At 62.3% G+C, this 12,726-nt stretch carries 11 protein-coding genes; 5 read left to right on the top strand and 6 right to left on the bottom strand.

Going from position 1 to position 12,726, the window contains the following annotated elements:
* Window positions 1-6: 6 nt before the first annotated feature.
* Window positions 7-759: a lipoyl protein ligase domain-containing protein gene (locus tag RE432_RS11620; protein ID WP_310933572.1), complete on the top strand. Its 753-nt coding sequence runs from the start codon at window positions 7-9 to the stop codon at window positions 757-759.
* A gap of 828 nt (window positions 760-1,587) precedes the next feature.
* Window positions 1,588-1,785, top strand: coding sequence for a ribbon-helix-helix protein, CopG family (locus RE432_RS11615; RefSeq protein WP_310933571.1), 198 nt, complete (start codon window positions 1,588-1,590; stop codon window positions 1,783-1,785).
* Between the two features lie 27 nt (window positions 1,786-1,812).
* On the opposite strand, the gene RE432_RS11610 is transcribed toward RE432_RS11615, so the two are convergent.
* Together RE432_RS11610 and RE432_RS11605 are read right to left on the bottom strand one after the other, a co-directional pair.
* Window positions 1,813-3,444, bottom strand: a complete 1,632-nt coding sequence (locus tag RE432_RS11610) for a sulfate permease (protein ID WP_310933570.1) — start codon at window positions 3,442-3,444, stop codon at window positions 1,813-1,815.
* 104 nt (window positions 3,445-3,548) lie between these two features.
* Entirely contained in the window at window positions 3,549-5,561 is a 2,013-nt protein-coding gene (locus RE432_RS11605; protein WP_310933569.1) for a heavy metal translocating P-type ATPase, read from the bottom strand.
* Between the two features lie 85 nt (window positions 5,562-5,646).
* Between RE432_RS11605 and cadR the strand changes: the two genes are divergently transcribed.
* Window positions 5,647-6,078 (top strand): Cd(II)/Pb(II)-responsive transcriptional regulator, encoded by a 432-nt coding sequence (cadR, locus tag RE432_RS11600; protein WP_310933568.1) that lies wholly within the window; start codon window positions 5,647-5,649, stop codon window positions 6,076-6,078.
* 115 nt (window positions 6,079-6,193) lie between these two features.
* Here cadR and RE432_RS11595 read toward each other — a convergent pair whose 3' ends face one another.
* Window positions 6,194-8,476, bottom strand: coding sequence for a nitric-oxide reductase large subunit (locus tag RE432_RS11595; protein WP_310933567.1), 2,283 nt, complete (start codon window positions 8,474-8,476; stop codon window positions 6,194-6,196).
* Entirely contained in the window at window positions 8,463-8,990 is a 528-nt protein-coding gene (locus tag RE432_RS11590; protein WP_310933566.1) for a hemerythrin domain-containing protein, read from the bottom strand. The genes RE432_RS11595 and RE432_RS11590 overlap by 14 nt, the downstream gene beginning before the upstream one ends.
* 153 nt (window positions 8,991-9,143) lie before the next feature.
* Between RE432_RS11590 and norR the strand changes: the two genes are divergently transcribed.
* Complete coding sequence (gene norR / locus RE432_RS11585; RefSeq protein WP_310933565.1) at window positions 9,144-10,778, top strand: nitric oxide reductase transcriptional regulator NorR; 1,635 nt, start codon at window positions 9,144-9,146, stop codon at window positions 10,776-10,778.
* 19 nt (window positions 10,779-10,797) lie between these two features.
* Here norR and RE432_RS11580 read toward each other — a convergent pair whose 3' ends face one another.
* Window positions 10,798-11,349, bottom strand: a complete 552-nt coding sequence (locus RE432_RS11580; RefSeq protein WP_310933564.1) for a DUF924 family protein — start codon at window positions 11,347-11,349, stop codon at window positions 10,798-10,800.
* 8 nt (window positions 11,350-11,357) lie between these two features.
* Complete coding sequence (locus RE432_RS11575) at window positions 11,358-11,765, bottom strand: tautomerase family protein (RefSeq protein ID WP_310933563.1); 408 nt, start codon at window positions 11,763-11,765, stop codon at window positions 11,358-11,360.
* 77 nt (window positions 11,766-11,842) lie between these two features.
* On the opposite strand from RE432_RS11575, the gene RE432_RS11570 reads away from it, so the two are divergent.
* Entirely contained in the window at window positions 11,843-12,709 is an 867-nt protein-coding gene (locus RE432_RS11570; RefSeq protein ID WP_310933562.1) for an MBL fold metallo-hydrolase, read from the top strand.
* The last annotated feature ends 17 nt before the right edge of the window (window positions 12,710-12,726 follow it).

Raw genomic sequence — 12,726 nt, 5'->3', positions numbered from 1 at the left:
CACCCCATGTCGTTCAAGCTGCTGTCTTTTGCCCGAAACGAGCCGCAACACGCCTGTTTTGACGAATCACTCATTGCCCTGGCGGCGCAGCAAGGCCCTAGCGCCTGCCTATGGGAGGCGGAACAAGGCCTGGTCGTACCCCGCAGCTATCGCCGCTTCTCCGCCTTTTCCGACGCCTGCGCACAGTTCGAACAGGCCGGATGGCCGGTGACCGTGCGCCAATCGGGCGGCGGCATCGTCCCGCAGGGGCCCGGCGTGATCAACCTGAGCCTGGCCTATACCGTGCAGGGCAAGCCGCTGGACCATTCCGACGCCGCCTATCTGCTGATATGCCGCATCATCAGCCAGGCGCTGCAAGCGTATGGCGTGGCATCGCATCCCCAGGCGGTCGAAGGCTCGTTTTGCGATGGCCGCTATAACCTGGCGGTCGGCCGGGGCGCGGGCGCCAGAAAGATTGCCGGCACGGCCCAGGTATGGCGGCGCCACCCTGCCGCAAGCTCACACAACGACCAGCAAATCGTCCTGGTCCATGCCCTGATACTGGCCCATGTGGATGTACAGGCGCTGAGCGCCCAGGCCAACCGTTTTGAACAAGCCATCGGCAACGACAAGCGCTACGCCGCCGACCGCATCGCGTCGCTGCACACACTGCAGAACAACCCCGGGCTGGCGGGGGCCGATTGGCTATCCGCCTTGGGCGACGCGCTGGCTCGCCAGGTCAATGGGGCGGACAGCCTTAGCAAGGCGGGGGGCGCGTAGGAGTGCGCGTTTTTGCTGCGGTTAGTGCTTTTTGTGTGTTCTTTCGTTCCGTTCTTAAGCAAGACCCGGGCGGCAGGTACTGTTCCGGCTTCGCGCGCTACGGCCCTGGCGTAGCCAGGGCTACCCGGCTCAGACACTGAAATCGCTGCGGGTGCGGAACTCGCCCGGTCGGGCCAGTGGCCCGACATTCGCCGGGCTCAAGCAGCCGCCCCCTTGCATCAGCGATTTCAGCGCCTGAGCCGGCGTGCGCGAGGCGCCTGCACAGCATCTGCCGCCCGGGTCTTTTCAGGACATGGCGTATTCACGCATCAAGCTTAACCATCGACGCTTAGATGCGGGCGCGCGTTACCGTCCATTCGGTGCGGAGCGCGACGGAGGCACTTCGGCGACCTGAGTACAGTGGCAAAGGTCGGGATTCGTGAGTCAACCGCGTGGCTTCTGCGGGCACTTGACCGATGTCTTATTCGTCAAAGCCCTGCCACGTTATGAAGGCGCTGCGCAGGCTGGGGCCAGGTAGAGCGCCGGTTGAGCAAGCCGCGTTACGGGCCTGAGGACGGGGGCGCAAGAGGACGCGCATGTCTGAGCAAAAAAGGGATCCGGGGGATCGCTTTTTGCGAGTTCGCGTCCGACCCCGGCATCAGGTCCGTGACGCGGGAAGCCACGGCAAAGCCGTGGCCGCAGCGATCGGCGCGGCGCCTGGCCCCGGCCTGCGCAGCGCCTGGCTTAAAGAAGATGCCAGAGCAGTAACCCGCAAAACCAAAGAAGACAACCCCAGCCAGCACGCGTATTACATTATAATCCGGTTAACATACACTACGTTCACACGCCATGGAAAGCAAGACAGCACGCCTGACGGTGCTCATCGACCCCAACAAGAAGAAGGCCTTCGAACGCCTTTGCGCCAGCCAAGACATCACCCCCTCGCAAGTCGTGCGCCAACTGATCCGCGACTACCTGACCGAGCACGGCGTCACCTACGGCAAGACCAGCACCGTTGCCAACCCGAAAGTCAAAGGCAAGCCATAAGCCGGACCCACGCGCGGCCCTTCCCCCTTACAGCCGGGCCAGGGCCTCGGCCAGGCTGCGGGTCACATTCTGGGTGCCCAGCTTGTCGATCAGGCCCATTTTCCGCAGCTTTGCGTAAACACGGTCATTGGCTTCCGCCAACATCACCTGTATTCCCCTGCGCTGCAGATTGAACACCACCTCTTCAAGCGCCTGCAAGCCCGTGGCGTCCATGAACGGTACATGGCCCAGGCGAATCAGCACCACCTTGGGGTCGGTATGCGTATCGGCCAGCGCTTTTTGAAAGGTGTCGACCGCCGCAAAAAAGAACGGCCCTTCAACCGCGTAGACCAGCACGCCCGGCGGCAGCTCGGCGATACCCTCGTGTGCGAGTTCCCTTTGCAGAATGCCGTTGTCCTGCTGACGCACCACCACGCTTTCGGCCATCCGGCGCATGAAATGCAGCATGGCCAGCACCACCCCGATATTGACCGCCACCACCAGATCCGCAAACACCGTCAGGCAGAAGGTAACCAGCAGGATGACGACATCGGCACGGGGCGCCCGCTTGATCATGCGGACAACGTGGCGCAGATCGCTCATGTTCCAGGCGACCATAAACAATATTGCGGCCAGTGTGGCCAGGGGAATGCTGGCCGCCAGCGGCGCCAGGAACAGCAGGACCAGCACCAGCGTCAGGGCGTGCACCACGCCTGCGATGGGACTGTTGCCGCCATTGCGGATATTGGTGGCGGTACGCGCAATGGCGCCGGTTGCGGCAATCCCGCCAAACAAGGGCGCCAGAATATTGGCCAGGCCTTGCCCCACCAGTTCCTGGTTGGAGTTGTGGCGGGTGCCCATCATGCTGTCGGCCACGACGGCCGACAGCAAGGACTCAATAGCGCCCAGCATGGCAATCGCAAAGGCCGGGCCAATCAGCTCCACCATCCGGGTCAGTGTGATGTCGGGCCACTGGAAGCTGGGCAGGCCGCGTGGGATCTCACCAAAGGTGCTGCCTATGGTGGCTACACTTTCAAAATTGAACAGCGCCTGTATGGCCGTTGCCACGATCAGGGCCGCCAAGGGCCCGGGCACGCGGGCCAGCCGGGGAATGCGGGGCGTGAAAATCACCAGCAGCAAAGAGACCAGGGCCAGCAGCGTGGTCGCCCAGTCGAACTGCGGCAGCACATGCAGCAACGACCAGAGTTTTTCGTGGAAATGGCCGCCGCTGACGGCGGGCAGGCCAAAGAAGTCTTTCCATTGGCCTACCCAGATGATGACGCCTATGCCCGCCGTGAACCCGACAATGACAGGCGCCGGGATGAACTTGATGACGGCGCCCATTCGGGCCACGCCAAACAGCAGCAAGATGACCCCGGCCATCAGGGTGGCAATTTGCAGGCCATCGACCCCGTGCTGCGCAACGATGCCGGCCAGAATGACAATGAACGCGCCGGTGGGCCCGGCGACCTGGACCCTGCTGCCGCCAAACAAGGACACCGCAATGCCCGCCACGATGGCCGTATACAGGCCTTGTTCGGGCTTGACGCCCGAGGCGATGGCAAAGGCCATGGCCAGAGGCAAGGCGACAATGCCAACAATCACACCCGCGACAATATTGGAAAGCCAGTGCTGGCGCCCCAGTACACCCGCGCGTTTCGCGTCGAGAAGAACAAACATGTCAGGACCTGTTAATACTGAAAGGCCCTAAACAACAAGAGCCACACCCTAAGAGAAAGCCACATTCAATGCGGCTTCCATTATAATACGATGTAAACTAAATGCTACTTGCGCAGCAGCCTCAAGCTATTGGCCAGCACCAGCAAGCTTGCCCCGACGTCGGCGAACACCGCCATCCACATCGTGCCCAGGCCCATTACCGTCAAGGCCAGGAAAACCAGCTTTATGCCCAGCGCCAGGCTGATGTTCTGCACCAGAATGGCATGGGTCGAATGCGACAGGCGAATAAAGCGCGGTATCTTGCGCAGGTCGTCATCCATCAGGGCCACATCCGCCGTTTCGATGGCGGTATCGGTCCCCATCGTTCCCATGGCAAAACCTATGTCCGCCTCGGCCAGGGCCGGCGCATCATTCATGCCGTCCCCCACCATGCCCACGCCCCCGCTGCTTCCGTACTGCCTGACCAGCTTCAACTTGTCTTCAGGCAGCAAGCCCGCATGCACGGCGTCGATGCCCACTTGGGCGGCGATGCCCTGCGCCACGGCAGCATGATCGCCCGACACCATGGCCGTCTGGACGTTCAAGGCATGCAATTGGGCGATCGCTTCCCGGCTGGACGGCTTGACCGTATCGGCGACGGCAAACAGCGCCAGCACCCGGTCGGGGCCGGCCAGCGCCGTAACCGTATACCCCTGGGCGTGCAGCGGCGCCGTACGTTCGGCCAGGCGCTCGACGGCTTGCGCGTCGCGCAGCACTTGCCCGCCCACCCAGGATTCGCTGCCCAGCAGATAGGGCACACCGGCCAATTCGCCGCGCACGCCCCCGCCCGGCACCGCCTCGAAGCGCTGCACCGTCTGCGGCAAAGGCAGGGATTCCGATTTCTGCTCAGCGGCGCCGGACGGCAAAGCGCGGCTGCGGGCGATGGCTTGGGAAACCGGATGGTCGGACCGGCTGGCCAGCGCAGCGGCCAAACGCTGGCATTGCGCCAGGTCGACGCCCGGGTCCAGGACGATCGTATCGACCAACTGGGGCTCGCCCCGGGTCAAGGTGCCGGTCTTGTCCAGCGCCAGCCAGGCCAGCTTGCGCCCTTGCTCGAGATAGGCGCCGCCCTTGACCAATATGCCGTGGCGGGCGGCGGCGGCCAAGCCGCTCACAATGGCCACCGGTGTCGAAATAACCAATGCGCAAGGGCAAGCGATCACCAGCAGCACCAGGGCTTTATACAGCCAGCCGGCCCAGTCGCCCTGCCACAGCAAGGGCGGCAGTACCGCCACCGCCAGCGCCAGCAGGCAGACAACAGGGGTATAGATCCGGGCGAAACGATCCACGAAACGCTGCGTGGGCGCCTTGCTGCCCTGCGCCTGTTGCACCGCCTGAACAATGCGGGCCAGCAGCGTGTGATCGAAAGCAGCCTGGACACGATAGTCGAGCTCGGCCATGCCGTTGATGGTCCCCGCATACACCGGATCGCCCGGCTGCTTGGGCACTGGCATGCTTTCCCCGGTAATGGGAGCCTGATTCACGGTTGAAACGCCGGCCACCACTTCCCCGTCCAGGCCAATGCGCTCGCCCGGACGCACACGCAACAAGGTCCCTGTCGCCACGGAAGACGCAGCCTGGCTGACCCACTGCCCATCGCTGTTCTGCGCCAGCACCGTGTCGGGCGCCACTTGCAGCAGCCGTTCGATGGCGTGGCGCGCGCGGTCCAGCGAACGCTCTTCAAGGTGTTCGGCAACAGAAAACAAGACCATCACCATGGCCGCTTCGGGCCACTGCCCCAACGCAAACGCGCCAGTGACCGCAATGCTCATCAGCGCATTGATGTTCAGGTCGCCGCGGGCGATGGCGGCCAGCCCCTTCTTATAGGTGCCGATGCCGCTTAGCGCGATGGCCAGCACCGCCAGCCCCATCGCCGGCCAGCCGCCATGCCCCAACCACCCCAGGGCTTCGGCCAGCACCGCCGCAACGCCCGCGGCGGCCAGGGGCCACCAGCGTTGAGCGCGTTTGGGCGCGCCGGCGTCGTGATCGGCGCAGCACGCCACCGCCAAAGGCGAACTCGCCTGGGAATGAGGGTGCGTGTGACCCGTCTCGTGATGATGCGTGTGATGTGCCGACATGCGCTTTCTCCATGACTTGCTTGTTTGCATAAACGTAGTAAACACCTTAAAGTAACTACAAGGTCAACCCCGCTAAGGAACCGCCATGAAAATAGGTGAACTGGCCAAAGTCGCCCGCTGCACGACCGAAACCATACGCTTCTACGAGAAAGAAGGACTGCTGCCGGCGCCCAGGCGCAGCGACGGCAATTACCGCCAGTATCAGAACGCGCATGTCGAGCGTCTGCGCTTCATACGCAACTGCCGAACACTGGATATGACCCACGACGAAATACGCACGCTGCTGGCCTTTGTCGACCACCGGCAAGGCGACTGCGCGCCCGTGAATGCCCTGCTGGACGAACATATCGGCCATGTGGATATCCGGCTGGCCGAGCTCGAGCGCCTGCGCGATCAGCTCAAAGACCTGCGCAGGCAGTGCGCCAGCGCCCAGGCCATTGAAGATTGCGGCATCATCCACGGCCTGGCGGCCATGCCCGCCGAAGAAAAACAGCCCTCGGAATCCCACCTGGGCTAGCCAGCCATCCACACGGCGCGGCGCCTGCCGGCCCGCATCATGCCGCCAAGAAAAAAGGGCCGCCACCGGCGACCCTTGCTTTTGCTTAAGCGCCTATGCGCTCAGCACTCGCGCTTTACTCGGCGCCCGCCGCCGCGCCATAAGCGATCTTCTGCCCGGCGTAGCTTTTTGGGCGGAACACACCCAGCACGACTTGCCAGAAAATGGCCAGGGCGCCCACGATGAACACCACGTCGCCGAAGGTACGCACCCAGCGCAAGGTTTGCAGCAGCGGCTGCTGCATGAATTCCTCGCTGCGGGCATACCACATGCCTTCGGATACGCTGGCATAGAACTGGATGAGGCCGATAGGCAGCAGGCTGGTGGCAATCATGAGCACCAGGCCGGCGTTCAAGCCCCAGAAACCCGTGCGCATGACTTTCTCGTTGAAGCTGAAGCCCGGCACAATATAGCGCAGCACCAGCAGCGTAAAGCCAATGGCCAGGAAGCCGTAGACACCGAACAAGGCTGCGTGCGCATGAACGGGCGTCGTGTTCAGGCCCTGGATGTAGTACAGCGAGATCGGGGGATTGACCATGAAGCCGAACACGCCAGCGCCCAGCATATTCCAGAACGCCACCGCCACAAAGCACATCAGGGGCCAGCGAACGGCTTCCATCCACGGAGCACGCTCTTTAAGACGCCAGTTTTCCCACGCTTCGTAGCCCAGCACGATCAGCGGCACCACTTCCAGCGCGCTGAAGCTTGCGCCAATGGCCATGACCGGTGTGGTCGTCCCCGAGAAATACATATGATGCAAGGTGCCGGGCACGCCGCCCAGCATGAACAGCGATGCGGAAGCCAGGCTGGCGACGGTTGCGCCGCGCTTGGAAACCAGGCCCATGCTCGAGAAGATGAAAGCCAGTGCCGTGGTGGCGAATACTTCAAAGAAGCCTTCCACCCACAGATGCACGACCCACCAGCGCCAGTACTCCATGATGGTGATGTGGGTGCGTTCGCCGTAGAACAGGCCCGTGCCGTAGAACAGACCGATGGCGATAGTGGACGCGCCCAGCAAGGCCAGGAGGTTCTTGTCGCCCTCTTTCTTGAAGGCGGGCAGCATGCCGCGCAGCATCAGCAGCAGCCAGAAAGCCAGGCCCAGGAATTTCACGACCTGCCATACGCGGCCCAGTTCAAGATACTCGTAGCCCTGGTGGCCAAGCCAGAAGTTCAGATGTTCGGGCATGATGTGCTTGATGGCCAGGAAGTTGCCGATGTATGAACCCACAACCAGCACCACCAGCGCCCAGAACAGGACATCGACGCCCAGCTTCTGGTATTTGGGGTCCTTGCCGCCGTTGATCATCGGCGCCAGGAACAGCCCAGCCGCCAGGAAGCCGGTGGCAATCCAGAACAAGGCCGTCTGCAAGTGCCAGGTGCGGGTCAATGAATAGGGGAACCATTGCGATACGTCTATCCCGTAGAAGGTCTGCCCCTCGACGGTATAGTGCGCGGTGAAACCGCCCAACAATACCTGGAAGACGAACAGCGCCACCACCAGGAACAGATATTTGCCCAGGGCGCGCTGCGAAGGCGTCAATGCCCCGACACCCAGCGGATCGGCCTTGGGCGCAACCGGCTCGGGCTCGTGGCGGTGGGTGAACGCCCATCCCCAGACCAGGAAGGCAATACCCGCGATCAGGAAGATCACGCTGGCAATCGACCACAACACATTGGCCGTCGACGGCTTGTTGTCGATCAGGGGTTCGTGCGGCCAGTTGTTGGTATAGGTGACCTGGCTGCCGGGCCGCTCGGTCGAAGCCGCCCAGGCCGTCCAGAAGTAGAACTTGGTCAGGTCTTCGCGGCGCTTCGCGCTGGGCAGCGTGTCTTCCTTCATGGCGAAGTTCGAACGCGTGCTGCGCAGCTCGGGGTCGGCGCCGTACAGCTTCTGGTAGTACTCACCCGTTTGCGCCATCGCTTGCGCACGGCGGTCGGACACCGTCACGATGCCGGTTTCAGGGTCCAGCGTATTGCGGCGATACTCCGTTTTCAGCTGATTTTGCAGCACCATCTGCCGATCGCTGTCCAACTGCTGGAACGGCACGCCGGCGGTTTCCAGCGCGGCCAGATCCAGCCAGGCCAGCAATTCGCGGTGCAGCCAGTCCGACGACCAGTCAGGGGCCTGGTAAGAACCATGCCCCCAGATCGAGCCGACCTGCATGCCGCCCGTGCTTTGCCAGGCGGTCTGGCCATCCAGAATCTGTTCTTTGGTCATCAATACTTTGTTCGACGTTGTGACGACCTGCTCGGGAATGGGCGGAACCTGCCGGTAAACTTCGACCCCGCTCCATCCCAGTATCGCAAATGTGAAGGCCAGTACAGCCAACAATAACCACCATAACTTCTTATACTCGCCCATGATGAGCTCCTTCTGCTGCATTTGAGGCATTTAAAAACAGCACTTCATTTTCCAGATGAATGTGCTGCGCCAGATCTTCCATGAAAGTCTTCAAGCCGCCATACAGGGCCCGCCAACTATTGCAGGCGCCCGCAGGCAGGCTCAATTCGTGCGTCAGACGCCGAATGTCGTTGATGGCCCCGTCCTGCTCTTGATGCTCGAAACGCATGACCGCAACGGGACCGCGCGCCAGCGTGCCCATGCCCTGTACGAACATGGGGAAAAGCACCTGTTCTTCTTTCAACATGTGGCTTTCCAGCGCCTGTTGCAGGCCCTCAAGCATCTCCGTCAAGCCAACGGGGCAATCCGGATCGGGCTCGTGCAAATGCTCGACCTTGCGCGACAAGCGGATCAGCTCGGGTAACTGCACCCGATGCCGTTCGTGAAAGCGCTTGACGATGTAGGCAACCAGGTCTGCCACAGGCGCGGCCTGCCAATCGGCGCGCTCTGACAGGCCCGGCACAATAGCGTTCATCGGCTTATCCTTGTACAAGTTAATCTTGCCGACCATTAAGCAATAGCCATGCCAGTTTTAATTGGCTTATTTTTCAATGCCTGCTATGCAACAAGGTATAATCCACCTTGTTAAAAATGGTTATATATACCCTTTAAGGGTTATTTTTACCCTATGGATCAACTCATACTGGCCGACCTGGTCACGGATTTGCCCAACGCCGTACGATTGCAGCGCACGGTGCACACCCTGCGCGAGCACTTCGAATGCGATGCGGTCGGCCTGCTTAGCCTGGACGACGACAGCCTGCGCCTGGTCGCGGCCGCGGGCCTGGCGCACGAAGCGCTGGGCCGCCGTTTTGTCGTCGCGCAGCATCCGCGCTTTGCCACCATCCTTTCACGGCGCGAGCCCACCTGGTTCGAGCCCGGCAGCATGCTGGCCGACCCCTACGACGGGCTGCTGGACGACAAGAAGGGCGTGCCGTTGCCCGTCCACGACTGCCTGGGCATGAGCCTGTATATTGAAGGCCGCCTGTGGGGCGCAGTCACACTGGATGCCTTGGCGGTGGGCGCCTTCGACTCTGCCGCGCTGGCCGAACTGCAGCGCTACACCTTGATGCTGGAAGCCGCCATACGCGTCACGGCGCTTGAACGGGAAAACCGCAGCCTGCGCCAGTTGGGCAGCTCGCTGAGCGGCGCCCTGCAGATTGCCGACGAAAGCGAAATCGTGGGTGAAAGCGATGCCATCACGCAACTGCTGCACGAACTGGATGTGGTCGCCGATTCCGACCTGCCTGTGCTGCTGACCGGCGAAACCGGTGTCGGCAAGGAACTGTTCGCACGGCGCCTGCATCGCCGCTCGCGCCGGAACCAAAAGCCCATGGTGCACGTCAATTGCGCCGCCCTGCCCGAATCCCTGGCCGAAAGCGAGCTATTCGGCCATGTCAAAGGGGCCTTCTCGGGGGCAAGCAGCGATCGCGCCGGCCGCTTCGAGGCCGCGCAAGGCGGGACGCTGTTTCTGGATGAGGTCGGCGAGCTGCCGCTATCAGTGCAGGCCAAGCTGCTGCGCACCCTGCAGAACGGTGAAATCCAGCGCTTGGGCGCCGACCAGGCCATCAAGACCGACGTACGCATTATCGCGGCCACCAACCGGCAATTGAAAGAGCACACGCGGGCGGGAGACTTCCGCGCAGACCTGTATCACCGGCTATCGGTCTATCCCGTCCATATTCCGCCTCTGCGCGAACGTGGCCGCGACATTCTTATTCTGGCCGGGCACTTTCTGGAATTCAGCCGGGCACGCCTTGGCCTGCGCGGCCTGCGGCTGTCGTACGCCGCCGAACGCGCGCTCATGCACTACGCCTGGCCGGGCAACGTGCGTGAGCTGGAACACGTCATCAGCCGCGCCGCCCTGAAAACGCTCAGCCGCGGAGCCTCGCGGGACCAGATCCTGACGCTGGACCCCGATGTCCTGGATGTCGACACGGCCCCGCTGGCGTCCGATGCCGAAGCCGGCAACAGCCCCGGCGCCGCGCCAGGGGGCACACCCGAAACCGCCGATGCGCAGTACGCCGCCGAGCCCGGTTCAGGATTGCCTTCCCACAGGTCCAGCCTGGCCGCGGCCTCTGCCGCCGGACACGCCGCCCCGCAAGCCGTGATGCCGCTGCGCGCCGCAACCGACAACTACCAACGGCAGGCCATACAGCACGCCCTGCTCCATACCCAGAACAATTGGGCCCAGGCCGCTCGCTTGCTGGAACTGGACGCCAGCAACCTGCACAAGCTGGCCAGGAAACTAGGGCTGAAATAGGCGCGGCGGCGCAGCGAAGCTAGCCCGAGAAGCCCCCATCCGCCAGGAACTGCAGTTCTTCAGCGGTGCTGTTGCGGCCCAATATGGCATTGCGATGAGGAAAGCGCCCAAAGCGGGCGACGATATCGCAATGATCGACGGCAAAATCAAGGTTGTCCGGGCTGAACGCCTGGTAGAGCTCGACGCCATAGCGCTGATCTTCGATCGCTTCCGAATGAATGAACGGAACACAGAAAAAAAGCGCCAGCGGCCGGTCGACCTGCTCGGCATGTCCGGCATGAATGGCGGCGCGCGCATACTGCCGGGCCAGGCCGTCGGTCTCGAACATGGCCGGCGTATCGCGAAAGGCATTGCGCGGGAACTGGTCCAGCAGCAAGATCAGCGCCAGGCTGCCCACGGCATCGTCCAGCCAGCCGTCGAGTTCGCCACGCGCCGCGGCGCGATGCAGGTCAATGAATTGCGCCTTGAACTGCGCATCAAAATCGGGGTTCTTGGTAAACCAGGCGGCCGGGCCGGCCTGCAGCCAGAAATCGACCAGCGCCTGCGCCTGCGGGAATCGCGCTTCACCCATACCGATACCTAGCGCCCCATGGCCTTGGCGCTGACGCCGCCCGCCATGCCCATATTGGCCTTGGGAAAATCAAGCAGCCGCACGCGCACTTCGCTTTCAGGGATGCCGGTGGTTTCCAGGCCGACTTTGCTCAGCGCGGCGATCAGCGCATTTCTTTGTTCTTCCGTGCGCCCCTCGATAAAGTCCACCACGAACATGATGCCCGGCGTGTTGAACTGGCCTGCATTCAGATAGTGGCCATTGGGCAAGTCGTGCAGCAGCACGCGCACACTGGCCAGCGGCGCCCCGATGCTTTGCACCACGGCATCACTGCTGCGCTCCAGCAATTGTTTTTTCTGCTCGGCGGAAAGCCCTTCGGTGGCGGAAATGGTGACGTACGGCATGTTGACCTCGTGTTCATAAGTAATGAATGTCAATTATCGCTGTACGATGGCAAGCTGCACAAGCATAGTATGCAAAGCCCGCTTCATTCACACATGTTCAGGGAACCGCTATGACATTACCTCGGGTTCAGGCCTTCTTCGATGACCAGACCGCCACTTTTTCCTACGTGGTCCACCAACCGGGCGATCCGGCATGCGCCGTGATCGATTCCGTGCTGGACTACGACCCGAAATCCGGCCGCGTCACCACCCAGTCAGCCGACAAAATCATGGACTTCATCAGGCAAAACCAGCTGCAGGTGGAATGGCTGCTGGAAACCCATGCCCACGCCGACCACCTTTCCGCCGCGTGCTACCTCCGCGACCAGTTGGGCGGCAAGATCGGCATCGGCGAGCACATCGCCCAGGTCCAGGACGTTTTCACGGGCATCTTCAACCTCAAAGACGAGCTGAAGCCTTACGGTTCGCAATTCGACCATCTGTTCCGCGACCAGGACCGCTTTCAGATCGGACGCATGACGGCCACGGCGATGCATGTGCCGGGGCACACACCCGCGGACCTGGCCTACCATATCCAGGGCCTGGGCGTGTTCATTGGCGATACCTTGTTCATGCCCGATGTAGGCACGGCGCGTTGCGATTTCCCCGGCGGCGATGCCGGCCAGTTGTATCAATCCATACAAAAGCTGCTGAGCCTGGCCGACGATACCCGCCTGTATCTATGCCACGATTATCCGCCCGATACCCGCCAGCCCGAGCACTGCTGTACGGTCGGGCAACAGCGTGCCGGCAATATCCATGTTCGCGACGGCATCACCGAAAGCGCCTTCACGGCCATGCGTACCTCACGCGACAAGACGCTGGGCATGCCCGTGCTGATCCTGCCCGCCATCCAGGTCAATATCCGGGCGGGCAAATACCCGCAGCCTGAAGACAATGGCGTGCACTACCTGAAAATACCGCTCAACCAGCTATAGAACAGGCCTGGACGCCG

This window comes from Pusillimonas sp. SM2304, from assembly GCF_031628915.1.
GTDB lineage: Bacteria > Pseudomonadota > Gammaproteobacteria > Burkholderiales > Burkholderiaceae_B > Pusillimonas_C.
The sequence above is the reverse complement of the archived record's forward strand: the minus strand, read 5'-3'. Positions and strand labels throughout refer to the sequence as shown.

What these genes read in the sequence shown, in the direction of transcription:
- RE432_RS11620 (WP_310933572.1), top strand. Translation starts at nt 7, where the DNA reads ATGTCGTTCAAGCTGCTGTCTTTTGCCCGAAACGAGCCGCAACACGCC.
- RE432_RS11615 (WP_310933571.1), top strand. Translation starts at nt 1,588, where the DNA reads ATGGAAAGCAAGACAGCACGCCTGACGGTGCTCATCGACCCCAACAAG.
- RE432_RS11610 (WP_310933570.1), bottom strand. Translation starts at nt 3,444, where the DNA reads ATGTTTGTTCTTCTCGACGCGAAACGCGCGGGTGTACTGGGGCGCCAG.
- RE432_RS11605 (WP_310933569.1), bottom strand. Translation starts at nt 5,561, where the DNA reads ATGTCGGCACATCACACGCATCATCACGAGACGGGTCACACGCACCCT.
- cadR (WP_310933568.1), top strand. Translation starts at nt 5,647, where the DNA reads ATGAAAATAGGTGAACTGGCCAAAGTCGCCCGCTGCACGACCGAAACC.
- RE432_RS11595 (WP_310933567.1), bottom strand. Translation starts at nt 8,476, where the DNA reads ATGGGCGAGTATAAGAAGTTATGGTGGTTATTGTTGGCTGTACTGGCC.
- RE432_RS11590 (WP_310933566.1), bottom strand. Translation starts at nt 8,990, where the DNA reads ATGAACGCTATTGTGCCGGGCCTGTCAGAGCGCGCCGATTGGCAGGCC.
- norR (WP_310933565.1), top strand. Translation starts at nt 9,144, where the DNA reads ATGGATCAACTCATACTGGCCGACCTGGTCACGGATTTGCCCAACGCC.
- RE432_RS11580 (WP_310933564.1), bottom strand. Translation starts at nt 11,349, where the DNA reads ATGGGTGAAGCGCGATTCCCGCAGGCGCAGGCGCTGGTCGATTTCTGG.
- RE432_RS11570 (WP_310933562.1), top strand. Translation starts at nt 11,843, where the DNA reads ATGACATTACCTCGGGTTCAGGCCTTCTTCGATGACCAGACCGCCACT.